At 61.1% G+C, this 23,588-nt stretch carries 19 protein-coding genes; 2 read left to right on the top strand and 17 right to left on the bottom strand.

What is annotated here, in order from left to right:
• Positions 1–68: 68 nt before the first annotated feature.
• From pafA to arc, 5 genes are all read right to left on the bottom strand, one after another.
• Complete coding sequence (gene pafA / locus OGI63_RS07240; protein ID WP_011742991.1) at positions 69–1,535, bottom strand: Pup--protein ligase; 1,467 nt, start codon at positions 1,533–1,535, stop codon at positions 69–71.
• Complete coding sequence (locus tag OGI63_RS07245; RefSeq protein ID WP_021913941.1) at positions 1,535–1,726, bottom strand: ubiquitin-like protein Pup; 192 nt, start codon at positions 1,724–1,726, stop codon at positions 1,535–1,537. The genes pafA and OGI63_RS07245 overlap by 1 nt, the downstream gene beginning before the upstream one ends.
• Before the next feature lie 93 nt (positions 1,727–1,819).
• Positions 1,820–2,650 (bottom strand): inositol monophosphatase family protein, encoded by an 831-nt coding sequence (locus OGI63_RS07250; RefSeq protein WP_011742990.1) that lies wholly within the window; start codon positions 2,648–2,650, stop codon positions 1,820–1,822.
• Positions 2,651–2,784: 134 nt separating this feature from the next.
• Entirely contained in the window at positions 2,785–4,368 is a 1,584-nt protein-coding gene (gene dop / locus OGI63_RS07255; RefSeq protein ID WP_011742989.1) for a depupylase/deamidase Dop, read from the bottom strand.
• 71 nt (positions 4,369–4,439) lie between these two features.
• Positions 4,440–5,987, bottom strand: a complete 1,548-nt coding sequence (arc, locus tag OGI63_RS07260) for a proteasome ATPase (protein WP_011742988.1) — start codon at positions 5,985–5,987, stop codon at positions 4,440–4,442.
• Positions 5,988–6,060: 73 nt separating this feature from the next.
• Between arc and serB the strand changes: the two genes are divergently transcribed.
• Positions 6,061–6,744 (top strand): phosphoserine phosphatase SerB, encoded by a 684-nt coding sequence (serB, locus tag OGI63_RS07265; protein ID WP_011742987.1) that lies wholly within the window; start codon positions 6,061–6,063, stop codon positions 6,742–6,744.
• 151 nt (positions 6,745–6,895) lie between these two features.
• On the opposite strand, the gene fmt is transcribed toward serB, so the two are convergent.
• From fmt to rpoZ, 5 genes are all read right to left on the bottom strand, one after another.
• On the bottom strand, positions 6,896–7,858 hold the full coding sequence (gene fmt / locus OGI63_RS07270) for a methionyl-tRNA formyltransferase (RefSeq protein ID WP_011742986.1): 963 nt from the start codon (positions 7,856–7,858) through the stop codon (positions 6,896–6,898).
• 105 nt (positions 7,859–7,963) lie between these two features.
• Complete coding sequence (locus tag OGI63_RS07275; protein WP_011742985.1) at positions 7,964–8,674, bottom strand: HAD family hydrolase; 711 nt, start codon at positions 8,672–8,674, stop codon at positions 7,964–7,966.
• Positions 8,675–8,740: 66 nt separating this feature from the next.
• On the bottom strand, positions 8,741–10,972 hold the full coding sequence (locus tag OGI63_RS07280) for a primosomal protein N' (RefSeq protein WP_011742984.1): 2,232 nt from the start codon (positions 10,970–10,972) through the stop codon (positions 8,741–8,743).
• A 58-nt stretch (positions 10,973–11,030) separates the two neighbouring features.
• Positions 11,031–12,245, bottom strand: coding sequence for a methionine adenosyltransferase (metK, locus tag OGI63_RS07285; protein ID WP_011742983.1), 1,215 nt, complete (start codon positions 12,243–12,245; stop codon positions 11,031–11,033).
• Between the two features lie 173 nt (positions 12,246–12,418).
• On the bottom strand, positions 12,419–12,703 hold the full coding sequence (rpoZ, locus tag OGI63_RS07290) for a DNA-directed RNA polymerase subunit omega (protein WP_011742982.1): 285 nt from the start codon (positions 12,701–12,703) through the stop codon (positions 12,419–12,421).
• A 214-nt stretch (positions 12,704–12,917) separates the two neighbouring features.
• Here rpoZ and ilvD point away from each other — a divergent pair, with 214 nt between their 5' ends.
• Positions 12,918–14,777 (top strand): dihydroxy-acid dehydratase, encoded by a 1,860-nt coding sequence (gene ilvD / locus OGI63_RS07295; protein ID WP_003808620.1) that lies wholly within the window; start codon positions 12,918–12,920, stop codon positions 14,775–14,777.
• An 87-nt stretch (positions 14,778–14,864) separates the two neighbouring features.
• On the opposite strand, the gene gmk is transcribed toward ilvD, so the two are convergent.
• The 7 genes from gmk to tuf form a co-directional block, all read right to left on the bottom strand.
• Positions 14,865–15,452, bottom strand: coding sequence for a guanylate kinase (gene gmk / locus OGI63_RS07300; protein ID WP_011742981.1), 588 nt, complete (start codon positions 15,450–15,452; stop codon positions 14,865–14,867).
• A 60-nt stretch (positions 15,453–15,512) separates the two neighbouring features.
• Complete coding sequence (pyrF, locus tag OGI63_RS07305) at positions 15,513–16,451, bottom strand: orotidine-5'-phosphate decarboxylase (RefSeq protein WP_113736325.1); 939 nt, start codon at positions 16,449–16,451, stop codon at positions 15,513–15,515.
• Positions 16,452–16,453: 2 nt separating this feature from the next.
• Entirely contained in the window at positions 16,454–19,834 is a 3,381-nt protein-coding gene (carB, locus tag OGI63_RS07310; protein WP_038444281.1) for a carbamoyl-phosphate synthase large subunit, read from the bottom strand.
• Positions 19,827–21,017, bottom strand: coding sequence for a glutamine-hydrolyzing carbamoyl-phosphate synthase small subunit (carA, locus tag OGI63_RS07315; RefSeq protein ID WP_011742979.1), 1,191 nt, complete (start codon positions 21,015–21,017; stop codon positions 19,827–19,829). Before carA ends, carB begins: the two co-directional genes overlap by 8 nt.
• 114 nt (positions 21,018–21,131) lie before the next feature.
• Positions 21,132–21,575 (bottom strand): transcription antitermination factor NusB, encoded by a 444-nt coding sequence (gene nusB / locus OGI63_RS07320; RefSeq protein WP_003808612.1) that lies wholly within the window; start codon positions 21,573–21,575, stop codon positions 21,132–21,134.
• A 21-nt stretch (positions 21,576–21,596) separates the two neighbouring features.
• On the bottom strand, positions 21,597–22,160 hold the full coding sequence (efp, locus tag OGI63_RS07325; protein WP_003808611.1) for an elongation factor P: 564 nt from the start codon (positions 22,158–22,160) through the stop codon (positions 21,597–21,599).
• 180 nt (positions 22,161–22,340) lie between these two features.
• Complete coding sequence (gene tuf / locus OGI63_RS07330) at positions 22,341–23,540, bottom strand: elongation factor Tu (RefSeq protein ID WP_003808607.1); 1,200 nt, start codon at positions 23,538–23,540, stop codon at positions 22,341–22,343.
• Between the last annotated feature and the right edge of the window lie 48 nt (positions 23,541–23,588).

Consider the following 23,588-nt stretch of genomic DNA (forward strand, 5'->3'; position numbering starts at 1 on the left):
AGTTACAATCCGACCAACCAATATCAAAAGCCTGCGGTGGAGACGAGTCTTCCATCGCAGGCTTTTGGCTACTGCAAAGCCTCTAGTATCGTGAGGAACCGGTCGGACGGTTGTGCGTCGAACGGATCAAGCAACGTCACGTCCATCCTGTTCGGCGAGGTCAGCGATAGTCGCGTCCAATCACAGGAATATTGCGCGTTGTGCGATCGTGCCGACTGGATGAACCGTCCACGCAGTGCGGCGCGGGTATCGTGGGGAGGAACATCGATGGCCTCATGTGCTTGTGACTCGTTGACCAACGTGCGCATGGCTCCGCGACGGCACAGCGAGGCGTACAGCGCGCCGTTGGCCACGTCATGGTAGTCCATGTCCAACTGTTCCAACTTGCTGACGGAGAGTCGTCCCCCCGCACGGTTGCGGAGCATGTCGAACAGCCGTCGTTTGGCAAGCCAATCGACCTTGTCGGCGAACGTTTCGCTAACCCCCGAGCGGAACGCCTCTATGACACGCCTCCATCGGCGAATCACCTCATGCACGTCCGTGCGCGGCAACGAGGAGCACACTTCGGGATGTTGTCCAACGAATCGTTCGACGATTTCAAGATAACGTTCCTGAATCGCTACGGCACCGCCTTCCATGACAGTGCCGTCTGCCATGTCGAAGGACGCTTCGACGCCCGTCAGGTCACGGCTTACCTTATGGTTGGCCGCACTGGCGTCAGCGAAGGAGAATCGGGCGAACCCGGAATCCTTGCCTTCGCGCCCGGCCTGTTCGATGACGCACAACACCAGATGCGTGGTGGCGAGCTTCATCATCGTGGCCCACTGGGACCGGTTCGAATCGCCGATGATCACATGCAGCCGTCTGAACGCGTCAGGATCGGCATGCGGTTCGTCGCGCGTGTTGACCATCGGACGCGAGCGCGTGGTGGCCGATGAGACCGCCTCATCGAGGAAGTCGGCACGCTGCGTGATCTGGAAGCCCTGCTCCCCCATACGTCCTGCGCCGGTGAACAGCTGCCGGGTGATCAGGAACGGCAGCAGCTCCTGTTCGATCGTCTTCAACGGCACGAACCGTCGCACCAGGTAATTCTCATGGCAGCCGAAGGAATGCCCGGCGGAATCCACATTGTTTTTGAACACATGGACCGTGGAGCCGGCTCCCTGGATGGAGCGCAGACGACGTTGGGCGTCCAGGGCAAGATCCCTCATCACCAATTCGCCGGCCGCATCCAATGCCAGCGCGTCCATCGGATCCCGGGCTTCCGCCGTGGCGTACTCGGGGTGCGAGCCGACATCAAGGTAGAGTCTTGAACCGTTTTCAATATATGTGTTGGTGGATCTCGCTTCGGCCACAATCGGCTGGAACATCATCATCGCCGTCTGTCCGGCGTCGCATGGGCGGTCCGAACCGGTCACGCTCACACCGTATTCGGTTTCGATGCCGAAAATACGGGCGAAGGATTGGATTTCGTCCTTGGTATGGGCGTCAAGCGGCGCTGTGGAATGGTTGCCGCTGTCACGCAGCTGCGGCATCACTCGCCGCCTTTTTGGACGAAGCTGCCCACATATTCCTCAGCGTTGGATTCGAGGACCGATTCGATGTCGTCCAGCACCGCGTCAAGCGCATCGACCGTGTCATCGATCTGGGTGCCAGCCTGCGCAATGGTCTCATCCTCGTCATGTTTTTGTTCGGCGGATTGCATCTGCTCAAATTTCTGGGGCATGGCCCTTCCTTTCTCCGAAAGCGTCCTTGCGGGTTCTCCTGCGAATAGCATACTGCCCCACACCTTACCCAGGTGTGGGGCAGTCAATCAGTCTTATGCCAAATACTGGCGCAGATCATCGGCAATCAGACCGTTGGTGGCGAGTACGTCGTTTTCCTGACGCCAGTGGACAAGATCGCCGTTCCACCGGCTCAGATGCCCCTGCGCTTCCCAGACCACGACGGCTCCGGCGGAAACCGCGGGAACGTCCCACTTGTGCAGATGCGCTTCGAAATACGCGTCATATGTACCGTCCGCCACCTTGCACAAATCCAAGGAGGCGGGGCCGACGCGCTTGATGTCGGCCGGACGGCCGGCGATACGCGACACCACTTCAAGCGCACGCTTGGATTCCTCCGGCACATGGGACATGCCGAAGCTCACCACCGCATAGTCAAGGGACGGGGTGGTGGACGGCATAATCTTCTCGCGTTTGTCTCCAAGCGGCGTCTTGCGGATGCGGATGGCTCCGGATCCGCGCACCGCCAGGTAGGTCAGACCAAGCGCCGGAGCATGCACCACCGAAAGGATCGGCTGCGCGGAACATTGGTCGTTAAACTCGAACAGTGAGACGGTGATGGTCCATTCCGGCATGCTGCGCACGAAATTGATCGCGCCGTCGATGCCGCCAACGCACCAATACCGTTCCCCCGGATGGCATTCTTCCGGACGGAACTGCCAGAAACCATCGAACACATCCACATACGTGATGCGGTTGCTGATGAATTGCGCCAACCGCTTATCGATGTCGGAGGTGAAGCTCAGATGATTGTCCGTCATTTCAAAACTTTTCAGATCACGCGGATTCATTTGATCGTTCAACGCGTGCTTGCCTGCATCTTGCAGGATACGGGCCACTTCGAGGGCCACTTGCCTCAATTCCATGTAGTATGCCTTTTCGTTTCCTCATAACCGGCCTGGACGCACCCTCTCCCTCAAGCGTCCTGCCGTGTGGTTCATCGAATATGGGTATGGCCTCTGCCATCACCTACGGCAATGGTACCCGCACAACATGAGATTCAACGCAGGGATTCCACGATTCCGCTCGCAGTGTGGACACGCTCGAACGCTTCGGAACACAAGGATTCCGTGAATTTCAACGGATTGGACATGTCCAACGAGACCATCGAATTCTCCACGTTTTCATCACCGGACGACTCGCCGCGCACCGTAAGGTGGGACCACGACGCCGCAATGACCTGTTCGGGGAAACGTCGTACGATCTCCGCGCGCAGCCATGCGCGTGTGTCGGCCGGCGCTTGGCCGACCGCCTCGGCAAGCTGCTTATCCGTCACCAGTCGTTCGGTCTGTCCGGCAAGCCGGGTGAAAATCGAATCGGCCGGATCGAGCGCGGCCCATTTCAGATCGACCGCGGCCAGGCGCCGATCGGTCCAATCCGAACCGGTCTTGCGGCGTAGCTTCTCCAGCAACTGCCATTTGAGCAGCCATTCGAGACGTGACGCCTGTTCCCGCATCGTCAGTCGTCCGTCATCGTCGGCATGGCGTACTGTGGCGACGTCGGCGAGAGCCTGCCCCCACATCGCCATGATGTTGCGGGTGGAGCGGTCGGGCCATGCCGGCTCTCCGGATGTGTCGGTGCCGTATACCGTTGCCGCGGCCGCATATACCAGTCCACGCAAAGTGACCTGCATCTGCCATGCGGTGGTGGTTCCACCTGTTTCCAATGGTAGTGGGGCGGCCAGGGTCAGGTCGTGCGATACCGTGTGCATGGCTTCCACCGGGTCGGCGAGCGTAAGCGGTCCCAGCGCCTCGTTCAAGTCGATTTCGGCCATGTCGGCGTGTTCGAGCAGCCACAGCAGCATGCTGGTGGTGCCGAGTTTCAAGGCCTGTGGCACGTCCATGCGGTTGGCGTCGCCGACGATCACGTGCAGTCTGCGGTATTCGTCGGTGCTGTGCGATTCGTCTCTGGTGTTGATGATCGGCCGGTCGAATGTGGTCTGCAAACCGACTTTCATATGGAAGTAGTCGGCACGTTGGCTTAGCTGGTAGCCGGCGTTTTCGCTATGTTCGCCGATGCCGACGCGGCCGGAGCCGATGAAGATCTGTCGGGAGACGAAGTGCGTGGTCATGAGGCGTGTCACCAGGTCGAACGGTACCGACCGCAGCATCATGTAGTTTTCGTGCGTGCCCCAGCTGGCTCCTTTGCCGTCGACGTTGTTGCGGTGCAGCACGATTTTCCGTCCCGTCGTCTCGCTTGCCTTGGCTGCGGCGGCGCGCATGATGAGATCGCCGGCACGGTCGTATCGCACCGCTTCGAAGGGGTCGGTTGTTTCCGGCGCGGAGTATTCGGGATGCGCGTGGTCGACGTAGATACGACCCCCGTTAGGGGCGATCACGTTGGTGATGTTGAGCTGTGGGGCGTCGGTGAGCAGGTCCGGGTGGGCCGCCGCACGTTCCAGTCTGGTGCCGCGCGCGTCGTTGACGGGGTCTTCCTGCCGGTAGTCCCAGCGGATATGGCTGCGTGACGCATCCGAGGCGGCGCCGACCACGTCGAATGAGAGCTGCACCGGATTGTAGCGGCCTTGTCCTGGCGCGGAGACCGCGTATTCCGTTTCCGTGCCCATGACCCTGCGAACGCTCATCGCGCCGTTCCTTTCCGTATTTAGATTGCGTTCCATACCATACCGTCCAGCATTCATACGCCGGCCGGCATTCATGCCACCGGTCTGATGCCGGTCACCCGTCCGGGTTCAAGCCCGTTGATGCGGCTCCACTGTTCCGGATCCGCATCCAGCAGCGCGTCCCGGGTCTCACCGTATTCTTCGTCCACGGCTTTGGCCAGCAGATTGATGCCGATCGCCGCAGCCTGTCCGGTGGTGATGGACAGTTTCACCGCATAGGTTTTGGCACGGTCCACGATGTTCTTGAGCACCGCGCCGGACACCACGTCGGCGAGGTACACCGGACGCCACTGGCCATGGTCGTCGCAGATGTCGCAAAGGTGCCGATGCTCGTCCTGCGCGTAGATGTCGTTGACCAGCACGCCGATCAACGCCTTCGCATCCACGTTCGGAGACAACGGCAGCTTGTCTGTCAGATAGTGGCGGACGATCTGGGTCGCCTGCTGGATGCCCGGACGGTCCACGCGGATCTTCACGTCGAGGCGTCCGGGACGCAACACCGCCGGATCGATCATGTCGATGCGGTTGGAGGCTCCGATCACCATGACGTTGTCCAGCGATTCCACACCGTCCAGCTCGGTCAGGAACTGCGGCACGATGGTGGTCTCCACGTCGGACGAAACGCCCGTGCCGCGGGTGCGCAGCAGCGAATCCATCTCGTCGATGAACACGATGACCGGTTTGCCGTCGGCCGCTCGTTCGCGGGCGCGTTTGAAGATCATGCGAATCAGACGTTCCGATTCGCCCACGAATTTGTTAAGCAGCTCCGGTCCTTTGACCGACAGGAACACGCCACTTCCCGCGTCGGTGCCTTCGGCGAGCGCGTTCGCCACGGCTTTGGCGATCAGTGTCTTGCCGTTGCCTGGAGGACCGTACAGCAGCACGCCTTTCGGCGGTTTCAGGTCGTAGCGTTCGAACAGTTCGCGATGCTGGAACGGCATCTGCACGGCGTCACGGATACGTTCTATCTGCTCGTCCAGTCCGCCGATGTCGGCGAAGGTGACGTCCGGCACTTCTTCCAGAACCAAATCGTCGTCGTTTTCGGGGGGAACCAACGAAAGCGCGAACCGCAGAGATGCGTCGACGTTCACGCGATCGCCCGCGCTGATGGCCTGTTTGGCAAGCGTTCCCGAGCATCGGACCAACGTCACGTTGCCGCCGCCATCCGCGACCAGCAGGCGGCCGTCATCGCACACCTGCCGTACCGAGCGCACCGCGCCCAGCGTGTCGGTGTCGAGCTGTGAGACCACCACCATGTTCTCGTTGAGCAGCACGGTACGTCCCGGTTCGAGCCTGGAAGCTTGCAGATTCGCCGCGATCGGCACGATCATGCGTCTCGCGCCGGCAGCCACTTCGGCGCTGGCATGCTGCACGCCCTGCCCGTCCGTTTTGGCTGAATGCACGCGGACCATGGTGGCGAAAGTCATGGGAGGCCCCGCCAGCTGGTTCAATTGGGCCTTGGTTTTCGTCATTTCCTGCGTGGCGCGGCTCAACGCCTTGACCAGCGCATGGTTCTTGGCCATGAGCTGGTCGTTGGCCTGCTGCAGCGACGCGAGCGTCTCTTCGTCATGATCGTTCATGTCGACCTCGCTTTCCAACACGTTCAACCCTCAAGAATACCCATTGTCCTAATGATTTCCGACAATCGGAACCATGCTTGAACAAGAAACGCCGAACATCGCATCCATGGCATCCCTGCCCACGCTGTCCACTCCCGGACTGCTGGTGATGGATGTGGATTCCACGTTGATCGACGAAGAGGTCATCGACGAGCTTGGCGTGGCCGCGGGAGTCGGCGAGCAGATAGCGTCCGTCACCGCTCGAGCCATGAACGGCGAGCTTGATTTCCGCGAGGCGCTGCGCGCACGCGTGGCGTTATTGAAGGGTCTGCCGACCACGATTTTCGATGAGGTCTACCATCGAGTGCATTTCACGCATGGCGCGCTTGAACTGATTGACACGCTTCACGCGCATGATTGGAAGGTCGGCGTGGTCTCCGGTGGTTTTCACGAGGTTGTGGACCGTCTCGCGGCCGATGCGCATCTCGATTATTGGATTGCGAACCGTTTGGAGGCTGCCGATGGCAGGCTGACGGGACACGTGCTGGGCGATATCGTCACGAAGGATACGAAGCTGGAATCGTTGCGCGCGTGGGCCGCGCGGATGGGCATCGATATGGCGCAGACCGTTGCGGTTGGCGACGGCGCGAACGATCTGCCGATGATTCATGCGGCCGGTCTTGGCGTGGCGTTCTGCGCCAAACCGAAAGTGCAGGAGGATGCTCCGCACCGGCTCAATGAACGTGATCTGGCGAAAATCCTCGATTATCTCAAATAACTTTTCCGCACCTACGAGCGACCGGTGGGCGGCATGCGTTGTAAGACCGTAAAGACTTGGCCTGAGCGGCCCGGAGCGTGTCGTCAATGCATGCCGCCCGCCGGTCGCGGACGCCGCAGCCACTCACATACTTACAGTAGAAACAAAAATCTTACTCACAGAAGGCGTTATCGAGGTGGGCGCCACGGGCCCAGTCGGCGGCGCGCATGGCTTTCTTGCCTTGCGCTTTAACTTCCAGCAGCTCGAGCGGCTCGGTGGAGGTGCCGACCCACACGTTCTTCTTGCCGGCCACGATATGGCCGGGTTCAAGCGATGCCGGTGCGTTCGGATTGGACATGTCGGCCGGCTGCGCGCGCAATACGTGCAGGGTCGCCGGTTCGGCGTCCGCATGGGCATGCAGTTCGCACCAGGCTCCCGGATTCGGCGTGCATGCGCGAATCTGGCGGTCGGCGGCGAATACCGGCACGTCGAAGCGGATATGCGCGTCCTCCACGGTGATCTTCTGCGCGACCTCATACGCTCCGGCAGGCTGTTCCACCGGTGCGATCTGATCATCGGCCAGCGCCTGCAACGAGGCTGCGAGCAGATGCGAGCCGTCTTCGGCCAAACGTCCCAGCAATTCTCCGGCGGTCTCGTGCGCGCCGATTTCCACGGTGGATTGCGCCAGAATCGGGCCGGCGTCCATGGCACGGACGATACGGAACACGGTGGCGCCCGTCACCTTCTCCCCCGCCCAGATGGAACGTTGCACCGGAGCGGCGCCACGCCATTGGGGCAGCAGGGAGAAATGCAGGTTGTACCAGCCCATCGGCAGCGCGTCGAGCACGTCCTGCTTCAGGATCTTGCCGTACGCCACCACAGCGGCGGCCTGTGCGCCGGTGGCCGCAAGCTCGGACACGAACGTTTCCTCGCTCGGATCGGATTCGATGACCGGCAGACCGAGTTCGAGCGCGGCCTGCTTGACTGGATTCGCCACCAGTTTGCGACCTCGTCCGGTTGGCGCGTCCGGCCTGGTGAGCACGGCCACCACTTCGAAATGCTCGGTATCCTGGGCCAATAGTTTCAACGACGGCACCGCCACATCCGGCGTACCTGCGAACAGCACTTTCAACATGAGACGAATCTCCTCACCTTTCATATCCATCAATGCATGCGACCGTATGCGTCGATCCCGCATAGCGACCGCAAGCACAACCGTCTGTCTAATCTGCGTATGTCGTTATTTTTCATGTACCGCGGGAATCGCCACGCCCGCGTCGATCAGCAGGGTGCGCAACGCGCGGGCATCCTTGAACCGTACGCCGCGAATGCCGGCTTCGTTCGCGCCGACGATGTTCATCGCCTTGTCATCCACGAACAGCGCGCCGGAAGCGTCGATGCCGAACTGTTTTAGAGCGTAATCGTAAATATCGCGGTGCGGTTTGCGCAGTCCCACGTAACCGGACACCACGCGGTCCTCAAGACTGCACAGAATGTCGTAATGGTCGAGCGCCACCGGGAACAGGTCCTTCTGCCAGTTGCTCAAGCCCCATACGTGGACGCCGGCTGCTTTCAGATCGTTGATGAGCACGCGCGCGCCTGGCACCACGCCGGTCAGCGAATCGACGAAATTGTCCAGATAGTACCGCATCATATCGGCCCACTGGTCTCCGTGGCGTTCACGCATCAGAGCCACGCCATCGTCATTGGACATGCCGGCGTCCAGTTCGTTGTTGATGTCGTAGAAGCCGGAGACGTCATTGTCGAGGAACTGTTCCACCAGTCCGTCCGAGTACCGTGGGGTCATCACCGCCGCCGGATCCCAATAGATAAGCACGTTGCCGAAATCGAAGATCACGTCGGTGATCTGCCGGCCGGCGTTCGCAGCGGCGTTGCCGTCGGCCATAAGCACGTCATATTCCATTTGCGGCTCTCCCGGCCAGCCTTTCATGCGTTTCTCCATTCCTAACGTCAACGTCATCAGTCGTTCCAGTGTTTCACGTTGAGGGGACGTCCGTCAGATGCGTTCCTTCGGATCCATCTGGAATCGCAGTTCCCCAGGTTCGCGTGAAGCCACGTGGCGGGCGCTTGCCGAACGCAGCCGCAACGCCAATTCGGCACGTCTGCCCTGTGGGACGCGCACGACTGCTTTGACCCTGTCCGCGGTGCCTTCCAATTCACGTGAATCGATGGTGCGTGGCTGCGGAATCGGCACCGGACCCAAGACGGACGGCATCGTACCGGCGATCGTGTCGATGGTGGCCATGTCGCCACCGGCCAACGCGCCGATTCGTTTCAACATCGTCCCAACCGCATCTCGTCGGCCCCACACGCAGGCCGCGGCGAATACCGGCGGCAGCGCGGTCTGGGCGCGGTCCTCCACTTCGACTTGGGCAAGCATCGGCGAATTCCACAGCATCAACGATCGTGCGAGCACGGGATCTGTTTCCCCGATCAGCAGCGCCTGTCCTCCACGGGTCCGCGGCGCGCACAGCGACACCGCGCGCATCCATCCGGTCAACGTGTCCACATCGGCGTCGATGCCGGACGCATACAAACTGGTCCACGCGTCGAGGATGGCCACGGCACGGTATTCGCATTGTGCCGGACTCTCCCCGCGCACACGCGGCTCCGCGCCGGGCGTGGCGATGACCAGTTGCGGAGCGAATCCGATATCGGACACGACGCCTCTTGGCTGGCTTGGCGTGGACAGCACCATCGGCACGCCACGGAACAGTCTGGCCAGTTCCATCGCGGTTCCGGCGGCGCCGACCCTGACCACGCGCATGCGCTCGTTATGGCATGTCGGGCATGACCATTGCACGGTGGCGGCGCCGCACCAGCGGCATCGAATCGTTCCGTCCGCCAACCGTTCCAATGGTCCCGTGCAACGCGCGCATCGCACTTGGCGGTGGCATTTCGAGCAGCTTAACGCTTCGGTGATGCCGTCCTGCGGTATGGACAGCAGCACCGGACCGGTTTCCAAAGCTTTGGACAGTATCCGGACCGCGGTGTGTGGCACGCGTGCGCCGATGGTCGGATCGGCGAGTCGTGCCAGCTCGTCGCGATTGAGCCAGCGAATCCATGGAGACGCTTCCTTGGTCACGGCCGGCAACGCGTGTATGGGCGTGCTGAAGCCGCTCACCTGCGTATCTCCGACGTGCGCCGCGTCGGTTTCCCATTGGCTTTGCGCGCTGCGCGCATTGGCCATCGCGACGAACACGCCGTTATGCGATTTCGCGCGGAGCCGAAGCACACCGCGCGCGTTGGCGTACGGCATCATGCCGTCGGCGTCCTGGTAGCACACGTCATCAAGGATGAGGAACAGCGCGTTGCCTTCCACCGGCGCGTACATGGCGGCGCGCGTGCCCAGCACGCAACGCACTTGTCCGCAGCTGATCGCGAGATATGCCCGGTAACGGTCGGCTGGCGCCATCTGCGCGTTGAGCACCGCGAAATCGCCGTCATAGACGCCGTTCGCGGCTCCGGTCGGAGCGAACGGTTTCAAGCCGACCGACCGTAGGGTCTCAGTCATGTCGGCGATCTCCCGCATGGTCGGCAGCACCAGCACCGCCGGCTTGTTCTGAGCGAGCGCCGCGGCCACCATCCATGCCGCGCAGCGCCGCCAATGGTCGGCACCGGGTAGCAGGTCGAAGACGAACGATTGGAAACGTCTGCCTTGCAGCGCGTCATGCAGCAGATTGATGTTGCCGTATTGACGTTGCAACTGGCCGTATATCTCCTGGTCGACGGCGGTGAGCCGTTGTTTGCCCGCCGCGGTTCCTGCGGCATCGCGATTGCCGACGCGCAGCTGGCTTTCGACTTTTGCCACGCGCGGCGGCACTGCCAGGCGGAGGATATTGGCGCGCGTGCCGCCGAACGCGTCCGCGATGCGCGTCATATCGTCGCGCATGGATTCGGGAACGAGCACACGGTCGGTGACCACACGTTCGATGTAACGTATCGATGATTCGGGTGTGGCGCTGGTATCGGCGCGTTTCCATATGATGCCGTTGACCCGCTGCCCGCCGAAGCGGACGCGCACCATCACGCCGGGTTGGGCGGCCGCAGAGTATTTTTCCTCGACGAAATAGTCGAAGGTCTGTCCCAGATGCGTGGCCTGGATGTCCAGCACCACTTGGGCTATGGGATGTTCGGCGGCTGGCGTTTTGACGGCGGGCGCGCGTTTGCGCCGCTTGCGCGGGGCAAGCCCGTCAAGCGCCAGCTGCTCGGCATCCTCATTGGTCATAATGCAAGGGTAACGCATGCGCCGACGCCTGTTTCATCGTAGGACGTCGGCCGCGTTTTCAAGCCTTGATGGCCTCCTTGAGTTCGTCGACCTTGTTGGTGGCTTCCCAAGTGAAGTCGGCATCCTCGCGACCGAAATGGCCGTAGGCCGCGGTCTTGGAGTAGATCGGACGCTTCAGGTCAAGCTCGTCGATGATGGCGGCGGGACGCAGGTCGAACACCTTGCGCACCGCCTGCTGGATCTGCTCGCGGGTCACACCGATCTCGGTGCCGTAGGTCTCCACGTTGATGGACACCGGATCGGCCACGCCGATGGCGTAGGCGACCTGCACCTCGACCTTGTGGGCAAGGCCGGCGGCCACGATGTTCTTGGCCACCCAGCGTGCCGCATAGGCCGCGGAACGATCCACCTTGCTCGGATCCTTGCCGGAGAACGCGCCGCCGCCATGGTGGGCAGCGCCGCCGTAGGTGTCGACGATGATCTTGCGGCCGGTCAGACCGGCGTCGGCTGCCGGACCGCCAAGGATGAACGAGCCGGTCGGATTCACCAGCACGCGGTATTCGTCGTGGGCCACACGGTCGGCGAGCACGTCATCCAGCACCGGACGGATCACATGTTCGGTGAGCTGTTCCTTAAGCCATGCCTGGTCCACTTCCGGGTCGTGCTGGGTGGAGACCAGCACGGTGTCGAGACGCACGGGATGGTCATCGTCGTCGTATTCGATGGTCACCTGCGTCTTGCCATCCGGACGAAGATGCGGCACCTCACCGCTCTTGCGCACTTCGGCGAGACGATACGCCAGACGGTGCGCCAGATGAATCGGCAACGGCATAAGCACGTCGGTCTCGTCGCACGCATAGCCGAACATCACGCCTTGGTCGCCCGCGCCTTGCGCCTCATACCGCTGTTCACGGGACGCCTTCGACTCCTCCTCGCCACTCAACCGGGCAACGCCCTGGTTGATTTCCGGACTTTGCTCGGTAAGCGACACCGTCACACCGCAGGAATCGGCGTCAAGTCCCACGCGGGAGCTGGTGTAGCCGATATTGCGCACCACGGAGCGCACGATGTTCTGGATGTCGGAATAGCCTTCGCTGGTCACCTCACCGAACACGAAGAACTGTCCGACCGTGGCGCAGGTCTCCACGGCGACATGGGAATGCGGATCCTGCGCGAGCATATCGTCGAGAATCGCATCGGAAATCTGGTCGCAGACCTTATCCGGATGGCCCTCCGTCACCGACTCGGCGGAAATCAACTTCAATTCAGCCATACGGCTGCTCCTTTCGCGAACACCCAACCGTTCGCATCCTGTGATCGCCCACGAAAAACGCCCCGTCCTTCACAGACGCAATCAATAGTTAATTGTTGACTATTCAAAGCGCACCGCTCAGGTATCGGGGCGAATGAAAAATGATGCCAGTCCCTCTATGGGAACCGTGTAGATCAGTTGCCTTCGGTCAGATCGTCCTCACCAAGGGTTTCCTCAAGCAGACCACTGTTGATCTCGCGGAACGCGATGGACAGCGGCTTCTCCTGATTCTGGTATTCCACCAGCGGGCCGACGTTCTGCAGCAGACCCTCATTGAGCTGGGTGAAATAGGAATTGATCTGGCGGGCACGCTTGGCCGCGAAAATGGCCAGAGCGTACTTGGAGTCCGCATGCTCCATCAAATCGTCGATCGGCGGATCCGCAAGACCGGTCGGGGTTGGCTCAGTGCCGAATGCCATAGTGATTATCTCCAAATCATCAGATAAGCCAAAAGCTTCTTTTCCAAAATCATTAGTATAGGCAATCCACTGGACCTCAACCTTGCCTCTCCCACAGGCCTTCTCCACCAGCGTAGTTATCCAACCTGTAAGGGAATCACACGGTTTTCCGAAAATTTCCACATAGTGACTCTTGACAAAACACGTGTCCCGTTTAGCCAGCACAATAGGAGGCATGGAAATGCGATCTGCAAAACTAATGAATGGACGAGTATTCGCGGGCGCTCGCGCCCTCTACCGCGCCGCCGGTGTGGATGGCAAGGATTTCGGCAAGCCGATCATCGCCATCGCCAATTCCTTCGACGAGTTCCTGCCGGGACATGTGCACCTGAACAAAGTGGGCCGTCTGATTTCCGATGCCATCAAGGAAGCCGGCGGCATTCCGCGCGAGTTCAACACGATGGCCGTTGATGACGGCATCGCCATGGGCCACACCGGCATGCTGTACTCCCTGCCGAGCCGCGACATCATCGCCGATACCGTGGAATATCAGGTGAACGCGCACTGCGCCGACGCGCTGATCTGCATCCCGAACTGCGACAAGGTCGTGCCGGGCATGCTGATGGCCGCGCTGCGACTCAACATTCCGACCGTGTTCGTTTCCGGCGGTCCGATGGAGGCCGGCACCACCGTGCTGCCCGACGGCACCGTGAAGAAGAACACCGATCTGATCGACGTGATGTACGCCTCCGCCGATGACAATCTGAACGAAGAGGATCTGCTCGCCTACGAGAAGACCGTCTGCCCGACCTGCGGTTCCTGCGCCGGCATGTTCACCGCCAACTCCATGAACTGCCTGACCGAGGCCATCGGTCTGGCTCTGCCGGGCAACGGCACCATTCTGGCCTCCCATTCCTACCGCAAGGACCTGTTCAAGCGCGCCGCCGAGCAGGTGGTGAAGATCGCCAAGCAGTATTACGACGATGACGACGATTCCGTGCTGCCGCGTTCCATTGCCACCAAGAAGGCTTTCGAGAACGCCATGACCATGGATGTGGCCATGGGCGGTTCCACCAACACCGTGCTGCATATCCTCGCCATGGCGCAGTCCGCCGACGTGGACTTCACACTGGATGACATCGAGCGTATCTCCCACACCGTGCCGTGCATCTGCAAGGCGTCGCCGTCCGGCGAATGGGAGATTTCCGACGTGCACCGCGCCGGCGGCATCACCGGCATCCTCGGCGAGCTTGACCGTGCCGGCAAGCTGCACCGCGACGTGCATTCCATTGATTACAAGTCGTTGGAAGACAAGCTTAACGACTGGGACATCATGCGCGACACCTGCACCGAGGAAGCCAAGCAGATGTATCTGGCCGCTCCGGGCCACATCGTCTCCCCTGAACCGTGGACGCACACCACGCTGTTCGATTCGCTCGATCGTGACCGTGTCAACGGCGCCATCCACGATATCGACCATCCGGCGGTCACCGAAGGCGGTCTGGCCGTGCTGCGCGGCAACCTCGCGCCTGACGGCTGCGTGGTGAAGACCGCAGGCGTGCCGAAGGAGATCTGGACGTTCCGCGGACCGGCGCTGGTCGTCGAATCCCAGGAGCAGGCCATCGAGGTCATCCTCAACGACACGTTGAAGCCGGGCATGGCTCTGGTCATCCGTTACGAAGGCCCGAAGGGCGGTCCGGGCATGCAGGAGATGCTGTACCCGACCTCCTTCGTGAAGGGCAAGGGCATCGGCAAGCAGGTGGCCATGCTCACCGACGGCCGCTATTCCGGAGGTTCTTCCGGTCTGGCGATCGGACACATCGCGCCTGAGGCCGCGAACAAGGGCCCGATCGCTCTGATCAAGAACGGCGACATCATCAACATCGACATTCCGAACCGTACGGTGAACGTCGAGCTTTCCGACGAGGAGCTGGCTCAGCGCCGCGCCGAGCTGGAGGCCGGCGATGGCTATGTCGCCCATCGTGATCGCAAGGTTTCTCAGGCTCTGAAGGCTTACGCCGCCTTCGCCCGCTCCGCTGACAAGGGAGCGACCCGTGATCCGGAGCTGATTGACAAGCTGTCCGGTCTCGCCTGATTCAAACATACGAAAAGGGCCTGCGCGAAATCGTGCAGGCCCTTTTCGTATGCCGGTTTTTATTGGCTGGATAGTCGGATTGACGGATTACAGGCCGAACTCTTCGGCGATGATATGCCAAAGCTCGTCTGCGGCCTCGTCGACCACGTTATTGACGATGCGTTTGTCGAATTCCGGCGCAGCGGCCAACTCGACCTTGGCGGTCTCAAGCCTTTTGGCCTGCTGCTGAGGGGTTTCGGTGCCACGGCCGATCAGACGACGTTTCAGTTCTTCGAAGGACGGCGGCTCAATGAACACGGTAAGCACTTCGAGGCCGAGTTCCTTCGCGCGCCGTTTGACCGTCCGGGCTCCCTGTAGGTCGATTTCCAAGACCACGGGGATATTGCGTTCCAGATGTTCCACGACTGGTTTCACGGGTGTGCCGTAGTGGGCGAGGCCGAACACGTCGGCGGTTTCGAGAAACTCCCCCGCCTTTTCTTTGGCCAGGAATTCAGGTTCGGTCATGAAGAAATAGTTCACGCCGTTCACTTCGCCCGGACGAGGCTGGCGTGTCGTGGCGGACACCGACAGCCAGATTTCGGGGTGCTGTTCGCGTACGCGCCCCAGAACAGTGCCTTTGCCCACTCCGGCGGGTCCGCAGAGCACAATCAAACGTCCATGTTGAGAATCAGCCATTCCATCCCCACTCTTGGTTATGTCTTGTTTTCCAAAAAGGAAGCTATTCAGAAAAAGAATTTATTCGACGTCTCCATCAGCCGCATCATCGGCGCTTTCGTTTTGAGCCTCGGTCAATGCCTGCCGAATATCCCTGGCGACCGACGCGGTGGCTTCGGTCAATTTTGCGATGTCGGGACCGTGCGTGGCGATGGAACGAGATACCGTGACCAGCACATTGCCCTTGGTGCCTTTGAACACGGTCTTCAGATCGCGTGTCTCCGCTCCCTGCCATCCGTAGCCTGGGGAAAGAATCGGTCCGGTGAACTTGGCCGGGTCGACGCCCGAATCGTTGATCCACTGCCCGATGGTGGCGCCGATGATAAGGCCGACGGAACCCATTCCATCATTGCCCTTATTGAATTTCTGAGCAGTGCTGGCGATGCCGTACGCCACTGTTTTGCCCTTGTATTCGCCTGCCTGACGAATCGCCGTCTGCAGGCTGGCGCCTTCCTGGTTGGACGTCAACGATGCGATGAACACGCCCCTGCCGTTGTTGAGCGCGTCATTGATGACGCCTCCCAATGACCGTGCGCCGTAATACGGCAGCAGGGTGATGGCGTCTGCCAGCAATGGCGCGCCCGGCTTGAAATAGGCGTCCGCGAACGCGGAAATCGTGGTCGGCAGGCCGCCATGCAGGCAGTCGACGATGGTGATGACACCCATCTGCCGTGCCGCATAGAGCACGCGTTCAAGCGCGGCGATGCCTTTGGAACCGTACCGCTCGAACATGGAGGACTGGAATTTGACAGCTGCGGCACGGCCATTGGCCGCCTGCAGCATGCGCATGGAATACAGCTCCGCCCCCAACGCGTCGACGTTATAGCCCCAGTCAGTGAGGAGCTGCCGATGCGGGTCGATGCCGACGCACAACGGGCCGTATTTGGCCATTGAATTGCTCAGTCGCAGACCGAAATCCGAACGCTGGGCATTCACTTCCTCACTGCTGGGGCTACTCATCATTAGTCACGGCTTTCCAATTCGAACAGCTGCGTGGAATGATCCTGAATACTCATGATCTGATAATCATTATTGCGCACCGCCTCGATAGCCATCAACACGGCGGAGAATTCCGTCATGGTGGTGAACTGCGGCAGGTCGGCTGCGATAGCCGCCGAACGGATGGCGTAGCCGTCGGAACGGGAACCGCGGGAGTTCGGCGTGTTGAGAATCAGGTCGATCGCGCCTTCCTCGATCAGCTGGACGACGTTCTTGCCGACGCTGCCCTCCGCATGGTAGGTGGTGATCGGGTCGTCTGGATCGGAGTCCATACGCACGCTGATCTTGTCGACGATCTTGGAATCGATGCCGTAGCGGCGCAGCACGGATGCCGTGCCTTCGGTGGCCCAGATGTTGAAGCCGAGCTCGACCAGTCGCGCGGCGAACAGCGGCAGCTGGCGCTTGTCGGTGTCGTTCACGGAGATGAACACGTTGCCGCTGGTCGGCAGGCCGCCTTCGTATGCGGCGAGCTGGCTCTTGGCGAACGCGTGCGGGAAGTCGCGGTCGAAGCCCATGACCTCGCCGGTGGAACGCATTTCCGGTCCGAGCAGCACGTCGACGGTCTTGCCGAGCGGAGTGCGGAATCGCTTGAACGGAAGCACGGATTCCTTGACGGCCACCTGCTGGCCGCGATGGATGTCGCCACCGTCGCCGTGGGGCAGGAGCAGGCCGTTGTCACGCTGCTGCTGGATGGTTTCGCCGACCATGATGCGGGCGGCGGCCTTGGCCAGTGCCACACCGGTGGCCTTGGAAGCGAACGGCACGGTACGGGAGGCACGCGGATTGGCCTCGATGACGTACAGAGTGTTGGCCATGAAGGCATACTGCACGTTGATCAGGCCCTGCACGCCACAGCCCTTGGCAATGGCGTAGGTGCCTTCACGCAGACGACGGATCTGGTCATCGGACAGCGTGCTCGGAGGCAGGGTGCAGGCGGCGTCACCGGAATGGACGCCAGCTTCCTCGACGTGCTCCATGATGCCGCCGATATACAGCTCCTCGCCGTCGAACAGCGCGTCGACGTCGATTTCCACGGCATCCTGCAGGAACTTGTCGATGAGCAGCGGCGAAGGCAGACGGCCGGACACGACGGTGTCGGCCTGGGCTTCCTTCAATGCGCGATCGACGTACTTGCGCAATTGGGCGTCGTCGTAGACGATTTCCATGCCACGGCCGCCGAGCACGTAGCTCGGACGGACCAGCACCGGGTATCCGATGGCGTGCGCGGCCTCGCGGGCCTCGTCCAGGCTCAGCGCGGTGCCGTAGCGCGGCGCGTTCATGTCGGCCTTCTTCAGCACCTCGCCGAAGAGCTCACGGTTTTCGGCCAGATCAATGGATTCAGGCGTGGTGCCGAGAATCGGAACGCCTGCGGCCTTCAGTCGGGCGGCCAGGGACAGCGGGGTCTGGCCGCCGAGCTGGACGATGACGCCCTTGATCGGACCCATCTTCTTTTCGGCCTCGTAGATCTCGAGCACGTCTTCGAAGGTGAGCGGCTCGAAATACAGGCGGTCGGACATGTCGTAATCGGTCGACACGGTCTCCGGGTTGCAGTTAACCATGATCGTGTCATAGTTCTTGCCCAGTTCCTGCACGGCGTGCACACAGGTGTAGTCGAACTCGATGCCCTGGCCGATGCGGTTCGGACCGGAGCCGAGGATGATCACGGCCTCGCGGTCGCGAGGACGCAGCTCGGTCTCATCCGCGTAGCAGGAGTAGTAGTACGGGGTTGCCGCGTCGAATTCGGCGGCGCAAGTGTCGACGGTCTTGAACACCGGGCGGAGGTCGTACGACCAACGCAGCTCACGGATGGTGTTCTCGCCCTCGTCTCCCAGACGGCGTAGGTGCGCGATCTGCAGGTCGGACAGGCCGGCGAGCTTCGCCTTCTTCAGCAGCTTCCTGGTGAGCTTCTCCGCGTTCTTGACTTCCAGCGCAGTCTCGTTGATGAGCGCGAACTGGCGGATGAACCACGGGTCGATCTTGGTGGCCGCGAAGATCTGCTCTTCGGTGGCGCCTCCCCACAGGGCACGCTGAATCTGCAGATAACGGTGCTCGGTCGGCACCTTGATGGCGTCGAGCAGCTGGGAAACCTCGTCCTCGGACGGCTTGTCACCATCCCAGTTGAAGCCCATGTGACGCTTGTCGATGGAGCGCATAGCCTTACCAAGCGACTCCTGGAAGTTGCCCGCGAGAGCCATGGCCTCGCCGACGGACTTCATGGAGGTGGTCAGCGTCGGATCGGCGCCCGGGAACTTCTCGAACGCGAAACGCGGCACCTTGGTGACCACGTAGTCGATGGTCGGCTCGAAGCTGGCCGGCGTGGACTGGGTGATGTCGTTCTGGATCTCGTCCAGCGTGTAGCCGAGGGCCAGCTTGGTGGCGATCTTGGCGATCGGGAAGCCGGTGGCCTTGGAAGCCAACGCGGAGGAACGGGACACGCGCGGGTTCATCTCGATGACGATGATACGGCCGGTGTCCGGGTTGACGGCGAACTGGATGTTGCAGCCGCCGGTGTCGACGCCCACGCCACGGATGATGGCAATGCCAATGTCACGCAGCTTCTGGTATTCGCGGTCGGTCAGGGTGAAGACCGGTGCCACGGTGATGGAGTCGCCGGTGTGCACGCCGACCGGGTCGACGTTTTCGATCGGGCAGACGACCACGACATTGTCCTTCTTGTCGCGCATCAGCTCGAGTTCGTATTCCTTCCAGCCTTCGATGCCTTCTTCGATCAGCACCTCGTCGGTCGGGGAATAGTGGATGCCGGCGCCGGCGATGCGGTGCAGCTCGTCTTCGTCGTGCGCGATGCCGGAGCCGAGACCACCCATGGTGAAGCTCGGACGGACCACCAGCGGGTAGCCGAACTTCTCGGCGATCTTGTCGACTTCCTCAAGGGAATGCGCGATGTCGGAGCGGGCGGATTCGGCGCCAGCCTCCTCCACGACCTTCTTGAAGAGTTCGCGGTCCTCGCCACGATCGATGGCGTCAAGGGACGCGCCGATCAGCTCGACGTTGTACTTCTTGAGCACGCCCGCCTCGCCCAGCGCCATGGCCGCGTTCAGCGCGGTCTGTCCGCCCAGCGTCGGCAGCAACGCGTCAGGACGTTCCTTGGCGATGATCTGCTCGAGGATCGGGGTGGAGATCGGCTCGATGTAGGTGGCGTCGGCCATTTCCGGATCGGTCATGATGGTGGCCGGGTTGGAATTGACCAGAATGACCCTAATGCCCTCTTCGCGCAGCACGCGGCAGGCCTGGGTGCCCGAATAATCGAATTCCGCGGCCTGGCCGATCACGATCGGACCGGAGCCGATGACCATCACGGACTTGATGTCTGTGCGCTTAGGCATTGCGGGTTCCCTCCTTGACGGAACGCATGAGATCAACGAAACGATCGAACAGGTATGCGGCATCGTGCGGGCCGGCGGCGGCTTCCGGGTGATATTGCACGGAGAACGCCGGGATATCGACGCACTGCAGGCCTTCGACCACGTTATCGTTCAAATCGATATGGCTGACGAACACCTTGCCGTATTTGCCGTTCTCGAATGGCGCGTCGACGGTTTCGCCGATTGGCGCATCCACGGCGAAGCCATGGTTGTGCGCGGTGATTTCGATTTTGCCGGTGGTCATATCCTTGACCGGCTGGTTGATGCCGCGGTGGCCGAATTTGAGCTTGTACGTGCCGAAGCCGAGCGCGCGGCCCAGCAGCTGGTTGCCGAAGCAGATGCCGAAGAACGGATATCCGGCGTCGAGCACCTGACGCAGCAGATTCACTTCAGAATCGGCCTGTTCCGGGTCGCCCGGACCGTTGGAGAAAAAGACGCCGTCGGGATTAAGGGACTGGAGCTCGTCGAAGGTGATGGTGGACGGCACCACATGCACGCGGCAGCCGCGTTCGGCCATGCGATGCGGGGTCATGGACTTGATGCCCAGATCGACGGCCGCCACGGTAAACAGCGGTTCCTTGCCTTCGAATTCGCCGCAGGGTTCGATGGTATAGGCTTCCTTGGTGCTGACCTCGTCGTAGAGGCTCATGCCCTTCATCTGCGGAGTGGCCTTGACCTCGTCGAGCATGGAGTCGATGGTGCGCAGTTTGCCGTCACCGTCGAGCAGCGCGTCGCCTGAGAAGATGGCCGCGCGCATCACACCGGCGGAACGCAGGTGGCGTACCAGCTTGCGCGTGTCGATATGGCTGATGCCGACGATGTGGTTGGATTCGAGATCGTCGTCAAGGCTGCCGGTGGCGCGCCAGTTGCTCACATTCGGGCTGGGATCGCGCACCACATAGCCTGCGACCCAGATTCTGGAGGATTCCGGATCCTCCCCGTTGATTCCCGTGTCCCCGATGTGCGGGAACGTCTGTACCACGATCTGACGGTCGTAGCTGGGATCGGTAAGCGTTTCCTGGTAGCCGGTCATGCCGGTCGCGAAAACGATCTCCCCGCTGGTCGTGCCGATCGCGCCGTATGGCTCGCCCACATACACCTGTCCGTCTTCGAGAACAAGAACGGCATCCTGAGGGTCAAACATCACGGCTTCGGAATCATACTGGTTCACCAAAACCCCCTTATAGTCAAGGTATTCGTACCAAGGATAGCGGCCGGTTAGGACTCGCGACCCGGCCGAATCGCTTAACTTTCGGCTTTATTCAGCCGAAGGTTCGGTCGGTTGTTCGGCCACTTCAGTGGCTTCCGCATCGGCGCTCACCGCGCTGAGCAGACCATGGATGAACGCCGGCGAATCGTCGTCGCACAGCGTTTTGGCAAGGCTCAACGCCTCATCGATGGCCACCATGTTGGGAACATCATCGTTGAACATGATCTCCCATGCGGCGATGCGCAGGATATTGCGGTCGACGACGCCCATGCGCTTGACCTTCCAACCGGTGGAATGTTCGTCAAGCATGGCGTCGATGGCGGCGATATGCTCCGCCACGCCACGGACGATTTCGATGGCGTAGTCGGGCAGCGGGGTCTGAGCGCCGGGCTGCTCGATGCGCTCAGCAAGAAGGGACAGGATGTCCTGTCCCTTCTCATCCGCTTCATACAACGTGTTCAGAGCCCTCTTGCGAGCGGTGGAACGTGCCATGAAACTTCGCTGTCCTTACTCTCAGTTCTCGCGGCCGAGGTAGGAGCCGTCGGTGGTGTTCACCTTGACCTTCTCGCCTTCGCCGATGAACAGCGGCACCTGGATCTCGGCGCCGGTTTCGACGGTGGCCGGCTTGGTGCCGGCGTTGGAACGGTTGCCCTGCAGGCCCGGCTCGGTGTGGGTGACGGTCAGGACGACGGAAGCCGGCAGCTCGACGGACAGCGGGGTGCCGTCGTGGAAGGACACGACGCAGTCGGTGCCTTCGAGCAGGAACTTGGCCTGGTCGCCGACCAGGGTCTTCGGAATGAAGATCTGGTCGTAGGTGGTCATGTCCATGAAGACGAAGTTGTCGCCGTCTTCATAGGAGTACTGGAGGTTGCGGTTGTCGACGGTTTCGAATTCCATCTTCATGCCCGCGTTGAAGGTCTTGTCGACGATCTTGCCGGAAAGCACGTTCTTGATGGTGGTGCGCACGAAGGCGGGGCCCTTGCCCGGCTTGACGTGCTGGAACTTGATGACGGTCCACAGCTGGCCATCGAGGTTCAGAACAGAACCGTTCTTGATGTCATTGGTAGTCTGTGCCAAATTAACTCACCTATTTCTTCATCTGACGGAAAAGCTTACAAAAAGCCTTGCTCATTATGCCACGGCGTGCATACTTTGGAGCATTGCCCTTCCATATATAAAGAAACCTCCCTCGGATTCGCATCCTTGGGAGGTTTCTTTAAAACGCTAATTCAAGCGTGTCTTGATGTCGGGTAGAAACTACTCGATGATCTTGGTGACACGGCCCGAGCCGACGGTGTGGCCGCCTTCACGCACTGCGAAGGTCAGGCCCTCTTCCATAGCGATCGGCTGGATCAGCTCAACGCCGAAGGTAGCGTGATCGCCCGGCTGCACCATCTCAACGCCTTCCGGCAGGGTGATGACGCCGGTGACGTCGGTGGTACGGAAGTAGAACTGCGGACGGTAGTTGGAGAAGAACGGCGAGTGACGGCCGCCTTCGTCCTTGGTCAGCACGTAGACTTCGCCCTCGAACTTGGTGTGCGGGGTCACGGAGCCCGGAGCAGCCAGAACCTGGCCACGCTCGACCTGGTCACGGTTGATGCCGCGGAGCAGCAGACCGGTGTTGTCGCCAGCCTCGCACTCGTCCATCTGCTTGTGGAAGGTCTCGATGGAGGTGACGGTGGTGGTCTGGGTCGGACGGATGCCGACGATCTCGACGTTGGAGTTGACCGGGAGCTTACCACGCTCGACACGGCCGGTCACCACGGTGCCACGGCCGGAGATGGTGAAGACATCTTCGATCGGCATCAGGAACGGCTTGTCCAGATCGTGGACCGGGGTCGGGATGTAGTCATCGACGGCGTCCATGAGCTTCTTGATCTGCTCAACCCACTTCTCGTGGTCCGGAGCGTCATCGTGCAGTGCGCCGTAAGCGGACACGTGGATGACCGGGCAATCGCGATCGAAGCCATTTTCGTCGAGGAGGTCACGGACCTCTTCCTCAACGAGCTCGATGAGCTCGTCGTCGTCGACCATATCGCACTTGTTCAGAGCGACGAGGATCTTCGGGACGCCCACCTGACGAGCGAGCAGCACGTGCTCGCGGGTCTGAGCCATCGGGCCGTCGGTGGCGGCCACAACAAGGATGGCGCCATCCATCTGAGCGGCGCCGGTGATCATGTTCTTCACGAAGTCGGCGTGGCCCGGGCAGTCGACGTGAGCGTAGTGACGCTTCTCGGTCTGGTACTCGATGTGGGCGATGTTGATGGTGATACCGCGGGCGGCCTCTTCCGGAGCGGAATCGATCTGGTTGAAGTCGTACTCCGGGTTGACATCCGGGTACTCCTCGTGCAGCACCTTGGAGATGGCTGCAGTCAGGGTGGTCTTGCCGTGATCGACGTGGCCGATGGTACCAATGTTAACGTGCGGCTTAGTACGCTCGTACTTTTCCTTTGCCATGTGTTTGTCCTCCTGGACGTCTCGTAGTAAGCCTTGAACTCACTTCAA

The organism is Bifidobacterium sp. KRGSERBCFTRI, from assembly GCF_025908335.1.